This window comes from Peribacillus sp. NPDC056705, from assembly GCF_043656335.1.
Window position 1 is genome coordinate 14395 of record NZ_JBHTYI010000002.1, and the last position, 17960, is coordinate 32354.

Genomic DNA, 17960 nt, shown 5'->3' on the forward strand with positions numbered 1-17960 from the left:
ACCTCAGAATAGGAAATATCGCTGACCCATCGGAACGGTATCAACCGGATCACATGTCAGGAGCTCACCATTTACTTTCACTTCATATGTTTGCGGATCAACAGTAATATCAGGTGTTTCCCCATTTAATTTCATATCTTTCTTAGTCAGGGTCCGAATTCCGCCAACAGGTAAAATCATTTTTTGTAATCCAAGTTTCTCATGAACACCAGCATCATAGGCAGCTTGAGAAATGAAAGTCACCGAACTTTTTGATAAGGCTTTCCCAAACTGGGCATACATTGGACGATGAATATAAGGTTGCGGAGTTGGGATGGAAGCATTTGCATCACCCATTAACCCGGTAACCGCTAAGCCGTTTTTAAGCACCATTTCTGGCTTCACTCCAAAAAACTTCGGAGACCAAAGGACTAAATCAGCCAATTTTCCAACTTCAATTGAACCTACATGCTCTGAAATCCCGTGTGTAATGGCTGGATTAATAGTGTATTTGGCAATATAGCGTTTAGCCCGGTTGTTGTCGGAATATTTGCTATCTCCTAGCATGGTGCCTCTTTGTTTTTTCATTTTGTCTGCAACTTGCCATGTGCGTAGGACGACTTCTCCTACACGGCCCATTGCTTGGGCATCTGAGCTTACCATGCTAAATACGCCCATATCGTGAAGAATATCTTCTGCTGCAATTGTTTCCCTTCTAATTCTAGAGTCTGCAAATGCAATGTCTTCCGGAACTGAAGGATTTAAATGATGGCAAACCATTACCATGTCAAGGTGTTCGTCGATAGTATTTACGGTATAAGGGAGGGTGGGGTTCGTTGATGATGGCAGAATGTTATGATAACCTGCCGATTTGATTAGATCAGGTGCATGGCCACCGCCTGCCCCTTCGGTGTGGTACATGTGAAGGACTCGGTCTTTTACTGCGGCCATGGTATTTTCCATGAATCCACTTTCATTCAATGTATCTGCGTGCAGGGCAACTTGAATATCATATTCATCTGCTACCCTTAGTGCATAGTCTAGAGAAGAACCTGTGGCTCCCCAGTCTTCATGAACTTTTAATCCGATAACTCCAGCTTTCACTTGCTCGGTTAAAGGTTCAATGGAAGCAGCATGACCTTTACCTGTAAAGCCAATGTTAATAGGGAGGCCTTCTGCAGCTTCAAGCATGCGATGAATATTCCACTCGCCGGGAGTAACCGTAGTAGCCTTGGATCCTGCTGCAGGACCAGTACCGCCGCCGATTAATGTTGTCGTTCCAGACGTCAGTGCGACCTGTACTTGTTCCGGATTGATAAAATGAACGTGGGTATCGATGGCTCCAGCAGTCACAATCAGGCCTTCACCGGCTATGATTTCAGTAGATGCGCCAATGATAATATCCACATTGTCCATAACGAGCGGGTTTCCACTTTTACCAATACCAAAAATTTTGCCATCCCGAATGGCTAGATCGGCTTTACAAATTCCTGTGTAATCCAAGATTACGACGTTTGTTATGATGGTATCTGCAACACCGTCGTCTTTGCGGGTGGCAAGGGGATGCTGGCCCATACCGTCACGAATGACTTTACCGCCACCAAACACCACTTCTTCTCCATATGTAGTGTAATCCTTTTCAATTTGAATAAACAAATCTGTGTCTGCAAGGCGGATAGAGTCCCCTGTAGTCGGTCCGTACATTTCAGCATATTGCTTTCGGGACATTCTAAAACTCATGATTCACCCTCACTTTCTAATTTGCCGTCTACTTTATTATTGAACCCATATACACGACGCTCTCCTGCAAAATTAATAAGTTGTATTTCTTTTTCATCTCCGGGTTCAAAACGAACAGCTGCTCCAGCAGGGACATTCAATCTCTTACCGTAAGCTTCTTTTCTATTAAAACGGAGTGCTTCATTTACTTCGTAAAAATGAAAGTGTGACCCGACTTGAACAGGGCGGTCTCCTGTATTTGTAACAGAAATGGAAAAAACAGCGCTTCCTTCATTACAAATAATCTCTTCTTCTTTTAAAATGTATTCTCCAGGCAGCATATAGTCATCTCTCCTTTTTATCTTATAGGGCTGTGGACAGTCACTAACTTCGTTCCATCTGGAAAAGTTGCTTCAACCTGAATATCATCAATCATTTCAGGTATTCCATCCATGACATCATCTTGCGTCAAAATGGTAGCCCCGTATTCCATAAGTTCAGCAACAGTTTTCCCGTCCCTTGCGCCTTCCAATACCTCATAAGTGATGAGCGCACAAGCTTCAGGGTGATTTAATTTCAATCCCCTATCTTTCCGGCGCCTTGCAAGGTCTGCTGCCACCACTATCATAAGCTTGTCAATTTCCCGCGGCAATAAATGCATAGTTGAATCCTCCTGTTGTATTTTCAAACAATAAAAAACTCCCATTCGGAGAAAGGAGAGAAAATAAATACCCTTATTCATTTTCTCCAAACTCCCTGTAGATAATCCCCACTAAAGGAGTTTAACATACAAAGTTTTTAAGATGAAGTTTAACGCAATGCGAAACGAACTAAATAAAGTAGGACTTCATAGAAGGTTTAAAGGTGGTAATGATTTCTTTCCAAAAGGAGAGTAATAAGGATACAGTCATTGACACATGTGGTTTTATTCCTGAGATACATCAAAAGGCAAGCAGTTCCTCATTGTTTAAGAAAGTCTCCATATCGTTGTTCGACAGCTTGCAAAGCCACAATAATAACTTGTCGGGATGGAGATTCATGATATTGACGAATTGTTTCAATTAATGGATTGACTCCTTGGGATAAATCATATCCTATCATTGATCTTTTAAAAAAGTCCCAAGGCAACTTTGCGATGAAAGTGACATCTGCATTTTCTATGATATGTGTTACTTCATTAATCTCAAGAACAATCCCTACACGTTTGTGAATGTCCAACATTGATAGTGCTTTAGGAACTTTGGCGTAGCCTGTAACTAAAATCGTTTTTGCATCATCCATTTCGTATCATCCTTTTTCACCAAAATTTCAGTTTGAATATCATTCCATTGACCTAAAGGCCTCTATACTAGGAGATGATCGTTTCAACTAACATTTAAGAATCCTATTTAAAGGGAATCTATTTTTATTAAAAAGGTTTAATGAAAATGCGTTATACATAGAGAACTGGCCTGCAGTGTGGTTTAGTGGGATATATGTTTTCTATGCTTACGGTGGGGTCGGGAGTATTGATAAATTCTTTGCAGGGGAAAAAAGGGTTACCGAAAGTTTATTCTGCAGTGTTCCACAAGTAGACGATCATACAAGAAAAGCTATGCTCCGTCAAATGAAAGACAAATTACTTTTGCATTTCTTAATAATAAGTCTCATAGAAAAGAAGTCTTTATTTCATGTTAAGTTCTTCTTATCTTGTTCTGGGGTTATTCACAGTAAAGCTTGTTCCCATTTCTCCTTTTATTTAACTAATTTGTTTAGTTGGTTTATATGTGAAAGCGGTCAAACCCCCATTTAGTTTTACGTCCGCATGTAGAAGTTAACTAAATGGGACAGATTATTAAATTACATGGTTGGTATAGTAATACAAGGTTTTTCGTAAATAAAATATACAAGAAATGTGCTACAAACAGCTCGGTACATAAAAAAAGTAACCCTTTTCTTCCATACCATCCGGCCAGATGTATGTAGGAAAAGGGTTACTTTCATGATTGAGTAGCTACTGACTTACACAACAAAAAAACATGGAAAGAGCACCGATTGGTTTCTTTGATCATTTCCAGAGTTTCATGAAACGAAGCTTTGGTAAATAATTAGATTTTCGTTAATTTCCCGCCGGCTTCCAGTTTGAATAATCTCATTCCTTTATAAGATACAATCGAAGGGATCATACAAAGCAAGGCCATAGGTAAACAATAAAGAAGATAGAAATGCCCGCCGTTTTCAAGCAAGGGAATAAAGGCTAAAGCTACAAAAAGTAAAGTGAAAAAAATGATCGTGAAAATCCCGAAAGATTGATGATAGAATGCATGAATTTCGCTTCTTCGTTCCTCTTGGTTGGGTAAGGTCCTTACTGCTTTGTGCGTTCGAAGGAATAGGTACAAGGAGAACATTAGAAATAAAGCGGAAAATGGTAAAGCGATCGCAAATAATGAAACGTCAAGAATGGAAAGATAAAAGCTGGATAAAAAGAATACTTCTGATACCCCTAATGCAAAACAATAATTGAAGATACTTATTTTACCAGGTTGTTTAAGCATGAAATCCCTCCTTCTATATCATATTATGCAACGGCTTTCATGTTCACCACTTTGTCACATTTAAAAAGAAAAAAAGTCCACCTAGAAATCAAGCAAAGTGGGTTAGTGGCATCGCTCGATAACATCAAGCATGCAGATGGTGAATAGAGTCTTCGCATATTACAAATAATAATAAAATATCGCTTGAAGGGGGGAGTGCTCAATGACTGTAAAAACGGCAATAATAGGATTTCTGATCGTTCTTCTATTATATTTCCTTTATGTAGTGGTTACTGCAGTGGTTCTTTTCCCCAAAGCAGAAAAAAAGGAAAATAGGCCGATTAAACATGTGAGTGCATATATGGGTGAGAAGGAATCCACCGTGGATCGTGTCCTGCTTCTCGAAGACGGCTATGAGTCGGGACTCGCTCGGATGCGAATGATCCAGGAAGCCCAGCATTCAATCAATATTGCCTACTATGCTTTTGGAAAAGGCAAATCAACCGAACTTATTATTGGAGCCTTGATCGAAGCGGCTGACAGAGGTGTCAAAGTCCGAATTCTTTTGGATGGAATATCTCATGGACTCAGAGGTCAATTAAGCAGTGCCCGTTATGCCTTGGCCTCGCACGAAAACATTGAATTAAGATATTACGAAACAGTTAAGCCATTTAAGCCGTGGACCTGGCATAATCGCCTTCATGACAAAATCATCATTGTAGATGGGAAGTTGGGCATCATCGGTGGGAGAAATATCGCCGATAAGTATTTAGCCAGCAAGCCGCCGAGGAATTTTGTCTATGACAGGGATGTACTCATTTTCAATGCTAAAGAGGAAAAAGATAGTGTAATCGTTGAAATGAAGGTCTATATGAACGAATTATGGAACCATCCGTATACGAGCGATGTCTTTTCAAACCTTTCGAAAAGGCAAACGGAAAAAGGGAAACGTGAAAGAGATGCATTGGTGAAACAATACAGCGCAGCTTTGCAAACTGAAGCCGATTTCGTTCATCCATCCGTCGATTGGAGCAAGGCTACAACACCTACTAAAAAAGTGTCCTTCATTCATAATCCAATCGAACGTTTCAATAAATACCCTTTTGTGTGGAGATCTTTATTGGATATTGCGGCGAATGCCAATCAATCGGTAATTATTCAAAGTCCCTATATTGTTCCCGCGGATGCCTTGAAGGAATATGTACCGAAGAAGCTGGATTCAAAGGCTGATTGGACGATACTTACCAACTCTACGGCATCAACCCCGAATGCGATCGCTTTTTCCGGATACTTGGCGCGTAGGGATAGTATCGTTGAAACGGGGGCAAGGCTTTATGAATATTCAAAGCCTTATTCTTTGCATGGTAAATCGGTTGTCTATGATCAACGATTAAGTGCAGTGGGTTCCTACAATTTGGATTCTCGATCTGCCTTTTTAAATACAGAATCGATGGTGATCATCGATAGTGAAGCATTTGCAGCGCAGCTGACAGGGGCCATCGAGTCGAAAATGTCGAATAGTACACTCATTGCGGACAATAAAAAATATATAGAACTGCCTGAAGATCAGAAAAAGGAAGAGTCTTTTTTTAAAGCCACCTTTTTAAATGCCCTCTCGAAAATTACGGTATATTTGAATAGGTTCATTTAAATGATGACGAAAAGACAGCAATCTGAGTGATTGTTGTCTTTTTAACCTTTCGCGGAGTTTATCTTATGAATGCATATGTAATTTGCTATACTTGAGCAAGCTAATCACAACTATCGTAAGGAGAACAGAAACATGCAAACATTACAGCACCTATCGAAACATATTGCCTATCTGACGCCTGTTCAGGAAACCGATCGCCCGGTACTTGCCGCCGTTACGGGAAACAAGAAAACGCTCATCATCGATGCCGGTAACTCTGTCCGGCATGCACAGCACTTTAAGGACGAATTGCTTCGGCATGATATAAGCGGGAATTTCCTCGTTCTAACCCATTCACACTGGGACCATGTATTCGGGCTGGAGAATATCAAGATTCCGGTGATTTGTCAGGAAAAAACATACACGAACATGAAAGATATGCAGCAGCTTTCATGGGAAGACCAAGCCCTTGATCAACGGGTCGAAGAAGGGACGGAGATTCCCTTTTGTGCAGATGCAATCAAATTGGAACATGGGACGAATAGAGAGATTACCTTCCCGCTGCCTGATATCATCTTTGAAAAAACGATGACGATCGATCTCGGCAATATAACCTGTATCATTGAACATGTTGGCGGCGACCATGCCAAAGATTCCTGCATCATTTATGTACAAGAAGAAAAAACACTATTTCTGGGAGATTGCCTTTATGCCAATCTTTATGCTGAAAAGTGGAATTATACGGCTGAACAGGCTTCGCTTCTCATTAAGAAAATTGAAGCCTATGATGCCGAAACATATATCCTCTCCCATCATGCTCGGCCTTGCTCGAGACAGGAGATGGAGGCGGAGTTAAATCTAATGAAAGAATGTGCCAGAACCGTGGTCAAGCATCGGGGAAACCGAGATTTAATGGAGCAGGAATTGGCTAAAGAATTAAAGCGGGATTTAACCGAGGACGAGCTCGAAACGGTTAGATTTTTCGTGAATGGCTATGTTGAGTGATGTAAGGAATAAAAAACACAACAAGATAAACACTTTAATAAAGGTTTGGGTGGGGTATGGGTTCGGTATTATGGGGCTCATACCCTTTAATTTGCCCTTACAAAAAATCGATAATAATCATTAACAGTACTGTAACAATAAGAATGGATAGGAAACCTGAGATAATTGTCCCTGCCTTTGCTCCTCTATCATCGGGATGAATATGACCAATGATAAAGGAGGGGATGAAAAATATATAGCCGAATAGAACATTGTATAATGAATGCCTGAATCTCCATTTGACAAGAAGCTATGTCCGATAGTAATAAAATACTATCTCCAAAACAAGGCTTATCACTAATTTGAAAGGTAAACAATACTCCGATTAAACATAGCGCAAAAGAAAGTGAACCAAAACCGATATCCTTTGTTTTCCGAACTTCATTAGTTGGCATGCCATTTTCTCCTTGTAGTATCATAACTCATAAAAACTGCACCTCCAATTGTTAGATGTTGGCTAACGATTAGGGTGCAGTTCAAATTAATTATGAGCTTTTTCCAAGGCTAGCTTTATCCCGAAACCGATCAAGACCGTCCCGGTTATACCCTCGAAAATCGCTTGGGTTCTAGGCTTTTTCATAAAAGCACTGATCTGGTTCAACAGATAGATATAAAAAACAAACCACAACGCAGTTAACACGGTATACGTTATGCCCATGATCAGGAACGGTAAAAACGTATCATTTCCCGGATTCACGAACTGAGGCAGAAACGTTAAAAAGAAGACAGCCACTTTAGGGTTCAGCAGGTTGGTAAGGAACCCTTGCTTAAAGCAGGACTGGTTTCCGTACTTACTTTTGACGGGCGTTTCCGCTGCTGCGGCCACTTGCTTATTCCTTAATCCCCATAGGGTCTTGAAGCCTAGATATACCAAGTAAACGGCACCGACATATTTGAAGATGGAAAATAGTAAAGCGGATTTCACAATGATTGCTGAAAGTCCGAACACGGCAGCTGATGTATGGATAAGCAGGGCACAGCATGTGCCGAACATCGTTTTAAAACCTCCCGACGTCCCCACGGTAACGGTATTCCTTGTGGCTATTGCTGTATCTGGACCAGGTAAGATGATGAGAAGGATGCACATGATGATGAACAAATAAAAGTTTTCCATATTCGGACCTCCACTCTTAGTGATGAATTCTGAAAATTATAACATAGATGTACTTGGTTTAGGGGAAAAATTTGATGGTCATGATTATCCCAGGATAATGGATGAGAGGGGAAAGCGCCTTGAAATAAATACGGTGTTTAATGAAACAAAAAACAAGCCAGATCATTTATTGATCTGGCTGTTTTTTTTGAAAAATTTTGTTAAGGTAACTTTTTCAACACAGCACGTACCGGACTTCCATCTGCTTCAACTAATGGAAGAGGGAGGGCAGCCAACTCATAATTACCCGTTCCTATACCGTCTAGTACAAGACCTTCCAAAATGTGAATTCCATGACCGGCAAGTTCATGATGTGCAGATAGTTCTTTACTATCCAAAGGATCTACTGATGGTAAATCAAGGCCAATAAGACGAACGCCGCGTTCTGAAAGATATGCCGCTAATTCTGGTTGGATATGAGGAATGGTTTGTGGAAACACACTCCGATTCTTCCAAGCGTCCGTCCGAATTAATAGACGGGTGACGCCTTGCAGGTCTATACTGGATAATTCATTGACACCGATGCTTGTTTTGTTAGGTAAATGGATAACCCGGGCACTTCCCATATATAAATCGAGATCCAAATCAATTACTCTTTTTCCATCGTCATCAAAATGAAAAGGAGCATCAATATGGGTACCGGTGTGGATACTCATATTGATTTGACCTACATTGACAGATCCACTTTCTTCTTTACTCCAATTGACTTTGTATGAAAAAGGTGTATCTCCAGGCCAAACTGCAACGTTTTCATCCAGACGTTGTGAAATATCAATCCATGTCCCCATGTACCTTACCTCCATCTCTTCTGGCTGTATCTTGAATATCCTATAGCTTCGTTCTTAGACTCCATAGTTCCGGGAAGAAGTGTTGATCGAGCGCTCTTTTTAAATACGTTACACCTGATGATCCGCCAGTACCTTGTTTATTACCAATAATTCTTTCCACTGTGGTCATATGATTAAAACGCCATAATTGCTGTTGATGGCCAATGTCCACTAACTTCTCGCCCAGCTCATATAAGTCCCAATATTGCTCAACATCGCGGTAAACTGTCAGCCACGCCTCTTCTACACTGGCATTTGGTTCATATCTTTGTGACCAATCCCTGCTGGTGGCTTCTTGATCAATAGGTAATCCGCGCGCCACAAGTGCATTGATCGCCGCGTCATAAATACTTGGTTCATGAAGGGCCTGCTGCATTTGTTCGTATAAATCTGTTTGGTGCTGATAGACTGATAGTGTATGGACATTTTTGTTCCCTAATGCAAATTCAATCAAACGATTCTGATAAGATTGGAATCCGGAAGATTGTCCCAGTTTATCCCTGAACTCCATGTATTCAGCCGGCGTCAAAGTTGAAAGGACATTCCAGGACTGGATCAATTGCTGCTGGATCCTCGAAACGCGCGAAAGCATTTTAAACGAAGGTTCCAACTTGTTTTGACGGATGGACTCAGTTGCTGCTGTCAACTCATGCAATATGAGCTTCATCCATAGCTCACTCGCTTGATGGATAATGATGAATAGCATTTCATCATGATGATCGGAACATCTATGTTGACTAGTTAAAATCTTATCAAGATGGAGATAATCTCCGTAAGACATCGCTTTTTGAAAATCGGTTTGAATTTCTTTCTCTAGACCAGTTATTGTTTGTTCATTGTTATCCATATTCTTCATTCCGCAATCTCCTCACTTTTCCAAATGCAAAACTATTTATTCCGTCATTCTATTCTATCTTCTTTTTCAGAGGTTCTTCCATTACATTATGGTTAATATTTCTTCTTTTTGAAACAAAATAAGCAACAGTTAAAAATAGTAACCAAGGTATCCCGAATTGAAGCATGATCTTGAAATCTGTAAACCATGTTGTAATTATTAAGCTGAATAGAAGAACGGCGCCCAGTATCGTTAAATAGGGAAAACCGATCATCCTTACCGGTAATTTGCGTCCGCCGGTTTTCTCCCATTTAACCCTGAAAAACAAATGGGAAATGAAGATCATGAGCCATGTGAACATGGCACCGAACATGGAGATCCCCATCATGAATGCATAGGATGAACCAGGAAGTAACGCATGAACGCCTGCCGCAATGAAAATCCCTGTTGTAGAGACAGCAAGTGCTTTTCCCGGAACGCCCCTTTTGTTTAGCTTTCCTAAAAAGCTAGGTGCATGTTTTCCGCGAGCCAATGAAAACATCATACGTGTTGAAGCATAGAGCTGGGCATTCATGGCAGATACGGCAGCCGTTAAAATAATAAAGTTCATGATCCCGGATGCACCAGGAATGTTCAAGATTTCCATTACTTTGACGAATGGACTTTCCTCGATCCCGGCCGTTTTCCACGGTACGATCATCAACATGATGCCGATTGTCAGCACATAGAAGGTGGATAAACGGAACACGGTCGCTTTTAAGGCTTTTGGAACCGCTGCATCCGGATCTTTTGCTTCTCCTGATGTAACCGCTATCATTTCGGTTCCAAGAAAGCTGAATAAAGAAATAAATACGGCTACCCACATTCCCCAACCGCCAAATGGGAAAAAACCGCCTTCATTTACAAAGTTCTCAGGTCCTATATGCGGCTGATCGGAAGAACCGAATAGTACATACGATCCAAGAAGGATAAAACCAACAATGGCACTTATTTTAATGAAGGAGAACCAATACTCAAATGTAGCGAATGTATTCACGCTAGTAGCATTTACATAAATCAGGGCACCTGCAAACACCAAAATCCATACGATTCCCGGAACGGTCGGAAACCAATACTTCATATACACGCTGACTGCACTTACCTCAACCCCAACAGCCAAAACATTGGCAATCCAATAAGAATAGCGGACAAGATAGCCAGCCATAGGAGTCATGTACTTTTCAGCAATGGCCCCAAAAGATCCGGAAGTGGGATGGGCAACCGTCATTTCGGCTAAACAGCCCATCAACAGTAAAACAATGAACGCCCCGAGAGCATAGCTGAGCAATACACTTGGCCCTGCCGCTTGAATGGCAAGCCCGCTGCCAAGGAATAACCCTGTCCCGATGGCACAGCCCATAGCGATCATGGAAAGCTGATTTGTTTCCAGCTCACGTTTTAATCCTTTTTCTGGCTCATCTTTAAAGTTCAATTGAGTATTTTTGTTCTCCATAGTTCATCCCCTATTTATCAAAAAGATTTTATCCTGCCCACATTAACTGACCATTTGAGGGATGGGCCCCATCTGTCGGAATTCCATGTTATGCGACCACTTCACGCTCATTCTTGAATTTTTCATATTGTTTTTCTGACATGATTTTCTTGAGTATTTGTACAACTTCCCAAACTTCTGCGTAGGAAGTATATAGTGCAACCGGAGCGAGACGAATGATGTTAGGTGCTCGGAAATCGGGAATGACACCGTTCTCTTTCAATGCCTTGCATATCCGTGCAGCTTCTTTATGCTCAAGGCTTACATGGCCTCCGCGGCGCTTATCTTCTCTAGGAGTTCCAATGAAAAATCCCATGTCTGCCAATTCGGATTGTACTAAATCCATTAAATATTGATTGATTTTCAGGGATTTTTCGCGAATATTCTCGATTCCCGCTTCAATAAAAATGTCCAAAGACCCAATCAAAGGTGCACAACTTAACACATGAGGGGTGCCGATTTGATACGCGCCTGCTGATTCAGCTGGTGTTAACGTATGCTCCATATCGAATTGTTTATCTTTTTTGGAGCTGAACCATCCAGCCAATCCAGGCATCGTTCCAAAATGTTTTCGATTTACATATAAACCGCCGACACCGCCAGGGCCGCCATTTAAATGTTTATAATTGCACCAATACGCAAAATCCACATCCCATTCGCTGAATGAATGCGGAATCGCACCGATAGAATGACATCCGTCAAATCCGATTACTATTCCTCTTTTATGAGCTTCAGCAGTTAATCGTTTCATATCCAATATTTGACCGCTGCGATACAGGACTGTAGGCAAGATGATCAAAGCGATGTCATCGGTCATTGCTTCGATGATGTCATCCTCTTCAAGAAATCTGCCATCCGAGCTTTTGACGCGGATGAGATCTGTTTCCGGATCGTATCCATGTGTACGCAGCTGACTTTGAAGGGCATAAATATCAGTCGGAAAGGTTAATTCATCTGCCAAAATTTTTATGCGCGTACCTTCAGGCTTATAAAAAGTGGCAACAAGCTGATGCAGATTTACAGTTGTGGAGCCGGTTACGATAACTTCTTCTGGAGAAGCCCCGACCAATGGGGCCATCTTCGCGCCCAATTTCTCAGCCATGAAAAACCAAGGGTGATTTCCTTGCGTCCATCCATCGATCCCATGTTCCTTCCAATCTTCCAAAGATTCCAAAAGAGTGCGCTCAGCCCTTTTCGAAAGAAGCCCCAATGAATTTCCATCCATGTAGATGGAACCCGGCTTTAAATAAAACTCTTCTCGAAATCCTTTAAGAGTATCTTTCTCATCCATTTGTTTAGCGTGATCCAATGTGTATTCAGAAACCATAATCATCCTCCTATATTAGTATTCTAAATAATTCTAGGAGAATCGTACCAAAGAATATGACACGGTGTCAATAAGTTAATTCAGAAAATTATAAACATTAAATCGATCTTTCCAACAAATGTTTTTTATTTTATGGAAATCCTTTATGCTAGAAGATAAGGGGAGGAATAAGCATGGAGAATGGCAAAGTAGGGGATAAGCGGCATTTACGCTCGATCATGACACGGCAAAAGTTATTAGAAGCTGCAAAGGAAACATTTCTTGAAGAAGGTTATCAAGCTGCGCTTATTTCCCAAATGATCAAAAGGGCAAACATCGGATACGGAACGGCCTATGTTCATTTTAAAGGGAAAGAGGATCTGTTGATTGTATTAATGGAAAATGTAATGGAGCAATTTTATGAAATTGCCGAGACCTCTTTCTTTCCAAAATCAAAAGACGAAGCAAAACATATCATAAACAGACAAGCTAATGCTTTTTTGAAAATGGCAGAAGCTGAACGCAATATGATGCAAGTTTTCGAACAGGCCATTGGGTTCTCAACCATTATTTCAGATAAATGGAAAGCGATCCGCATGAAGTTCATTCAGCGAATTTCAAAGGACGTCGCATATGCACAGCAAAATGGGCTGGCAAGAACTGAACTAAACCATGAGCTTGTGGCAAGAGGATGGTTTTTCACGAATGAAATGTATCTGTGGGAAATCGTCCGAAACGAACATCAAAGTTCTGTCGACGAAATTGCTCAAACCATCACCTCAGTATACGTCGAAGGCTTGTATTTGTAATGATAATAGCAGTTCACCAATCTTCCGGTTATATCGGAAGATTTTTTTATTCAAGGCTTTACAGCATAAAGCATTTATAGCGAGTAAAGCGGCGGAATTCACGAGTAAAACAGCAAAACTCACGAGTAAAACAGCAAAACTCACGAGTAAAACGGCGGAATTCACGAGTAAAACAGCAAAACTCACGAGTAAACTGCCCAAACTCACGAGTAAACGCCAAATTCACGAGTAAAACAGCAGAATTCACGAGTAAAACAGCCCAAACTCACGAGTAAACGCCAAATTCACGAGTAAACGCCAAATTCACGAGTAAAACGGCGGAATTCACGAGTAAAACAGCAAAACTCACGAGTAAAGCGGCGGAACTCACGAGTAAAACAGCAAAATTCACGAGTAAAACCGCAGAATCCACGAGTAAAACAGCCAAACTCACGAGTAAAACAGCAAAACTCACGAGTAAACGCCAAACTCACGAGTAAACGCCAAACTCACGAGTAAACTGTCCAAACTCACGAGTAAAACAGCAAAACTCACGAGTAAACGCCAAACTCATGAGTAAAACCGCAGAATTCACGAGTAAACGCCAAACTCATGAGTAAAACCGCAGAATTCACGAGTAAAACAGCAAAACTTACGAGTAAAGCCGCAGAACTCACGAGTAAACTGCCCAAACTCACGAGTAAAACCGCAGAATTCACGAGTAAACGCCAAATCCACGAGTAAAACCGCAGAACTCACGAGTAAACGCCAAACTCACGAGTAAATCAGCCAAACTTACGAGTAAACTGCCCAAATTCACGTGTAAACCGCCAAAACACACTAATTAAACACCCTCATTAGCATCGGACTTACGGCGTCTACGCCTTAAGTCTTACTAGAAAATATAGCTAAGGCTCATTATACGAACTTGTAAAAGCAGATAAGATATAAACATAGAAAGGAGGACGAAAACAATGAAGAAATTTGGTTTGTTTATTGTAGGACTGATCGCGCTTTTCCTGTTACTGGCGAACGTTGGTCCACTGATCAGCCTGGCGATTTGCTTGGCGATCCTATACTTTGGATTCAAGCAGTTCATGAAGTCCGAATCGACAGGGGCGAAGATTGCGTGGGGATCAGTCTCCATTATCGTGCTGATCGTTTCTATTTCCCATATCCCGGCAATATTGGGACTGGTGGCAGCTTATGTTCTTTACCTGGTTTATAAAAAATGGAATGAAAATGATGAAAGTGCATCATCTAAAGAAAATGACCCATTCTCAAATTTTGAAAGAGAGTGGAAAGAGTTGAATAAGAACTAATAGAAGGGATGTAATTGGTATGGGTAATTTATTTTCAAGAATGAAACAAACGATTTCAGCGGATTTTCACGACTTGTTGGATAAAAAGGAGCAAAAAAATCCAATCGGAATGTTAAATCAATATTTGCGTCAATGTGAGCAGGAGACAGAAAAGGTCGGTAAGCTGCTTGAACGTCAATATCTTCTGAAAGAAGAGTTTGTGCGTGAATATAATCAAGCGCAAAATCTGGCTGAAAAACGTAAGCATCAGGCTGAGATTGCCAAGCAGTCGGGAGAAACGGATTTAATGGAGTTTGCTGTAAAGGAAAGCCTGCACTATGATGAGCGAGCGCTAAGCTTGAAGGAGGCGCATAAAAGTGCAGAGGTTCAGTTGGCTGAACTGGAGCGGAAATATGAAGAAATGAAGCATAAGCTGAAGGATATGCATCTAAAGCGTCTGGAGCTCATGGGCAGGGAAAATATTGCCCGGGCAAACAACCGGATCAATCGGGTTTTGGATGGGGGCAGATCCGAAGCCAAACCGGTGGCGATGTTTGAAGAAATGGAGCATTATATCGATCGCATCGAGGACCAGGTCCATGCTGATTATAATCGGCATACGATTGATTCCAGGATTGCCCAGCTTGAAAAAGAATTGGAACAAAAAGAAGCGTAAAGGTTTTTTATGGCATCGCTGTTACCCCCTGACCTTTTGGAATGGAGGGCGGGGGAAAACAGGCTGTCAGAACATGATAATTTCATGGTATTCTTAAAAGGCACGGGTTCCTGTGCCTTTTAAGAATATCATGAGGGGAGGCGAACCGATGCTGAACAAGATGAAGACGGATTATATGGGATGGATACTTCTCATCGGAGTCGTCCTGATTTTTTTAGAGATTGCATTTACGGGTGGAGGTCTCCTTTTTTCCCTCGCTTTTTCAATAGGATGCATCTATGTAGGCAGGAAATTCACAAAACGGACCATCGGGAAAGTCCTATTTTTTATAGGGGTGATTTCCCTTATAATCAATGTCTTGAATATGTTCGTCTTTAAATTCTTCCTGATGGCGATCCTCATTTATTTTTTGTTTTTATATTATCAGTCCAAAAAGAATCCTGATTGGGTCAGTCCCATTTTAACCAATGACGATTCAGACGAAGAAAAGATCAATAAGGAACGATTGCTAAAAACCGATTACCTGTTTAAAAATAAGTTTTTCGGTCATCAACAGACGGCCGAGCATGTATATGAATGGAATTCCGTGAATGTTCAGGGCGGGGTCGGTGATACGGTTATCGATTTAAGCAAAACGATTTTACCGAAAGGCGACGCTGTCATTTCCATCAGGAATATCATTGGCAATATCACTGTTCTCGTCCCATATGGCATCGAAATCAGGGTCCATCATTCTGTCATTGCAGGCAGGGCGCGGATTTTTGAAAATAAGCCTGAATCCAGGGTCTTTAATCAAATTTATTCCTACCAAACGGAAGGGTTCAATGAAACGGATCACAAGGTCCATATCATCACTTCAATCTTAGTTGGGGATTTAGAGGTGAAGCGGATATGAGTATACTGACACGGCAGATATTGACCGCCCTTGGTGTTGCTTTCGTTCTGTCCCTTGCCTTGCCGGCTGCGGTTTTCTTCATCTTTCCTTTATCAGACTGGAGCTTATTGTGGGGGAAAGTGGTCATGGGCTTACCCTTCGTCATATTCCTGCCAAGTCTGGTCATGACGGTAGGGCTGATATATGGAGCCGTTTCGGGAATGTTTTGGAAGAGGCAGCTCGAAAGGGTGGATGAAGGGCTGCATTTACTTGAACAGGGCCGCTTACCTTCGCAAGAGGAGACGTATCCGGTCCAAGAGATGGCTAAAATGGCGGAACGGATGCAACTGATCCATAAGCAAATCAATGAGCAGACAAAATTATCACAAAAAATGGCCAATGAAAAGGCCATAGATCAGGAGAAACAGATCCAGGAAATCGTTTCCCAGGAACGAAACCGTTTAGCGCGGGAACTGCATGATTCGGTGAGCCAGCAATTGTTTGCCGCTTCGATGTTCATGTCGGCGATCACCGAGTCACAATCAGATATGGAAAAAGCGGAAATGAAACAATTCAAGGTAGTGGAAGAAATGATCCATCAATCCCAGCTTGAGATGAGGGCGTTATTGCTTCACTTGAGGCCTGTTGCATTAAAGGGGAAATCTTTACATGAAGGAATGAAGGAGCTTCTTTTGGAATTGGCCCAAAAAGTGACGATGGATATAAATTGGAAGATGGAGCCTGTCACTCTGGATAAGGGGATTGAGGACCATCTGTTTCGGATTTTACAAGAATCGATTTCCAATACACTGAGGCATGCAAAAGCGAACTCGCTTGAAGTGCTTTTGATCGTTCGTGATGGGATGATCATTTTACGGATAACGGATGACGGCATCGGTTTTAATGTCGAGGATTCGAAAACGGGATCATATGGTCTGCAAAACATGCATGAACGGGCTGTTGAATTAGGCGGAACGATGCAACTTGTAAGCGTTCCGAATAAAGGAACGAAACTTGAAGTGAAAATCCCATTATTAAATGCTGGAGGTGATCATGATGATTAAAGTATTATTTGTCGATGACCATGAAATGGTAAGGATAGGGGTATCGGCTTATTTATCTGCACAGTCGGATATCGAAGTGATCGGGGAAGCGGACAATGGCTTGAAAGCTGTCGAACTGGCAATGGAATTGCGTCCGGATATCATTTTGATGGATTTGGTGATGCCGGAAATGGACGGCATAGAAGCGACGAAACGAATTATTGAAAAATGGCCTGAAGCAAAGATCATCATTGTGACAAGCTTCCTGGATGATGAAAAAGTGTACCCGGCATTGGAAGCCGGAGCGACGAGCTATATGTTGAAAACATCAAAGGCCAGCGAGATTGCGAGAGCCGTCCGTTCCACTTTCGAGGGACAAAGCGTACTTGAACCTGAAGTGACGGGAAAAATGATGGAGAAGCTGCGTCGCCCAAAGAATACCGAGCTTCATGATCAATTGACAAACCGTGAAATGGAAATCTTGCTGCTGATGACACAAGGGAAAACGAATCAGGAAATTGCGGATGAACTTTACATAGCCCTGAAAACAGCCAAAGTGCATGTCAGCAATATATTAAGTAAGCTTGCCGTACAGGACCGCACGCAAGCAGTGATTTACGCATTTAAACATTCGCTCGTTCAAGAAGAGCAGTAAAGAGGGTCTATTAACCAATAGAGGAAAGTTTGTTATATTTAGGGAACTATCCCATCCTGTAAAGTTTTTTCAAGGTTGCTGATGCG

Annotated in this window: 19 protein-coding genes; 8 read left to right on the forward strand and 11 right to left on the reverse strand. The window is 41.5% G+C overall.

What is annotated here, in order from left to right; translation table 11 throughout:
• Window positions 1-3: 3 nt before the first annotated feature.
• The 5 genes from ureC to ACFRAK_RS02490 all read right to left on the reverse strand — a co-directional run bounded on the left by ureC (window position 4) and on the right by ACFRAK_RS02490 (window position 4232).
• A complete protein-coding gene (ureC, locus tag ACFRAK_RS02470) occupies window positions 4-1719 on the reverse strand; it encodes an urease subunit alpha (RefSeq protein ID WP_387600655.1) in 1716 nt (571 codons plus the stop codon).
• A complete protein-coding gene (locus ACFRAK_RS02475; RefSeq protein WP_342614392.1) occupies window positions 1716-2039 on the reverse strand; it encodes an urease subunit beta in 324 nt (107 codons plus the stop codon). Before ACFRAK_RS02475 ends, ureC begins: the two co-directional genes overlap by 4 nt.
• 17 nt (window positions 2040-2056) lie before the next feature.
• The gene (locus ACFRAK_RS02480) at window positions 2057-2359 is read right to left on the reverse strand and encodes an urease subunit gamma (RefSeq protein WP_260286687.1); all 303 of its coding nucleotides are present in this window, start codon (window positions 2357-2359) and stop codon (window positions 2057-2059) included.
• 299 nt (window positions 2360-2658) lie between these two features.
• Window positions 2659-2979 carry a DUF3870 domain-containing protein gene (locus ACFRAK_RS02485; protein WP_394571245.1) on the reverse strand — a complete coding sequence of 107 codons (321 nt, stop codon included), beginning with the start codon at window positions 2977-2979 and terminating at the stop codon, window positions 2659-2661.
• Window positions 2980-3785: 806 nt separating this feature from the next.
• The gene (locus ACFRAK_RS02490) at window positions 3786-4232 is read right to left on the reverse strand and encodes a hypothetical protein (RefSeq protein ID WP_394571246.1); all 447 of its coding nucleotides are present in this window, start codon (window positions 4230-4232) and stop codon (window positions 3786-3788) included.
• Window positions 4233-4434: 202 nt separating this feature from the next.
• On the opposite strand from ACFRAK_RS02490, the gene ACFRAK_RS02495 reads away from it, so the two are divergent.
• The gene (locus tag ACFRAK_RS02495; RefSeq protein WP_387600663.1) at window positions 4435-5862 is read left to right on the forward strand and encodes a phospholipase D-like domain-containing protein; all 1428 of its coding nucleotides are present in this window, start codon (window positions 4435-4437) and stop codon (window positions 5860-5862) included.
• Window positions 5863-5994: 132 nt separating this feature from the next.
• Window positions 5995-6846 carry an MBL fold metallo-hydrolase gene (locus ACFRAK_RS02500; RefSeq protein ID WP_394571247.1) on the forward strand — a complete coding sequence of 284 codons (852 nt, stop codon included), beginning with the start codon at window positions 5995-5997 and terminating at the stop codon, window positions 6844-6846.
• A gap of 520 nt (window positions 6847-7366) precedes the next feature.
• Here the strand turns inward: ACFRAK_RS02500 and ACFRAK_RS02505 are convergent.
• From ACFRAK_RS02505 to kynU, 5 genes are all read right to left on the reverse strand, one after another.
• Window positions 7367-7999 carry a LysE family translocator gene (locus ACFRAK_RS02505; protein WP_394571248.1) on the reverse strand — a complete coding sequence of 211 codons (633 nt, stop codon included), beginning with the start codon at window positions 7997-7999 and terminating at the stop codon, window positions 7367-7369.
• Between the two features lie 200 nt (window positions 8000-8199).
• Window positions 8200-8826, reverse strand: a complete 627-nt coding sequence (kynB, locus tag ACFRAK_RS02510; RefSeq protein WP_387707570.1) for an arylformamidase — start codon at window positions 8824-8826, stop codon at window positions 8200-8202.
• A 40-nt stretch (window positions 8827-8866) separates the two neighbouring features.
• Window positions 8867-9712: a tryptophan 2,3-dioxygenase gene (kynA, locus tag ACFRAK_RS02515; RefSeq protein WP_387601026.1), complete on the reverse strand. Its 846-nt coding sequence runs from the start codon at window positions 9710-9712 to the stop codon at window positions 8867-8869.
• A 58-nt stretch (window positions 9713-9770) separates the two neighbouring features.
• Window positions 9771-11192, reverse strand: a complete 1422-nt coding sequence (locus ACFRAK_RS02520) for an amino acid permease (RefSeq protein WP_387707572.1) — start codon at window positions 11190-11192, stop codon at window positions 9771-9773.
• An 88-nt stretch (window positions 11193-11280) separates the two neighbouring features.
• The gene (gene kynU, locus ACFRAK_RS02525) at window positions 11281-12558 is read right to left on the reverse strand and encodes a kynureninase (RefSeq protein ID WP_394571249.1); all 1278 of its coding nucleotides are present in this window, start codon (window positions 12556-12558) and stop codon (window positions 11281-11283) included.
• 173 nt (window positions 12559-12731) lie between these two features.
• Between kynU and ACFRAK_RS02530 the strand changes: the two genes are divergently transcribed.
• Complete coding sequence (locus tag ACFRAK_RS02530) at window positions 12732-13346, forward strand: TetR/AcrR family transcriptional regulator (RefSeq protein ID WP_387600674.1); 615 nt, start codon at window positions 12732-12734, stop codon at window positions 13344-13346.
• A gap of 265 nt (window positions 13347-13611) precedes the next feature.
• On the opposite strand, the gene ACFRAK_RS02535 is transcribed toward ACFRAK_RS02530, so the two are convergent.
• Window positions 13612-13800, reverse strand: a complete 189-nt coding sequence (locus tag ACFRAK_RS02535; RefSeq protein ID WP_394571250.1) for a hypothetical protein — start codon at window positions 13798-13800, stop codon at window positions 13612-13614.
• Window positions 13801-14299: 499 nt separating this feature from the next.
• On the opposite strand from ACFRAK_RS02535, the gene ACFRAK_RS02540 reads away from it, so the two are divergent.
• The 5 genes from ACFRAK_RS02540 to ACFRAK_RS02560 all read left to right on the forward strand — a co-directional run bounded on the left by ACFRAK_RS02540 (window position 14300) and on the right by ACFRAK_RS02560 (window position 17874).
• Window positions 14300-14647, forward strand: a complete 348-nt coding sequence (locus ACFRAK_RS02540) for a lmo0954 family membrane protein (RefSeq protein ID WP_063232490.1) — start codon at window positions 14300-14302, stop codon at window positions 14645-14647.
• Between the two features lie 19 nt (window positions 14648-14666).
• Entirely contained in the window at window positions 14667-15302 is a 636-nt protein-coding gene (locus ACFRAK_RS02545; RefSeq protein ID WP_394571251.1) for a PspA/IM30 family protein, read from the forward strand.
• A gap of 148 nt (window positions 15303-15450) precedes the next feature.
• On the forward strand, window positions 15451-16197 hold the full coding sequence (gene liaF / locus ACFRAK_RS02550) for a cell wall-active antibiotics response protein LiaF (RefSeq protein WP_387600679.1): 747 nt from the start codon (window positions 15451-15453) through the stop codon (window positions 16195-16197).
• Window positions 16194-17240, forward strand: coding sequence for a sensor histidine kinase (locus tag ACFRAK_RS02555; protein WP_387600682.1), 1047 nt, complete (start codon window positions 16194-16196; stop codon window positions 17238-17240). The genes liaF and ACFRAK_RS02555 overlap by 4 nt, the downstream gene beginning before the upstream one ends.
• The gene (locus ACFRAK_RS02560; RefSeq protein ID WP_394571364.1) at window positions 17233-17874 is read left to right on the forward strand and encodes a response regulator transcription factor; all 642 of its coding nucleotides are present in this window, start codon (window positions 17233-17235) and stop codon (window positions 17872-17874) included. Before ACFRAK_RS02555 ends, ACFRAK_RS02560 begins: the two co-directional genes overlap by 8 nt.
• Window positions 17875-17960: the final 86 nt, after the last annotated feature.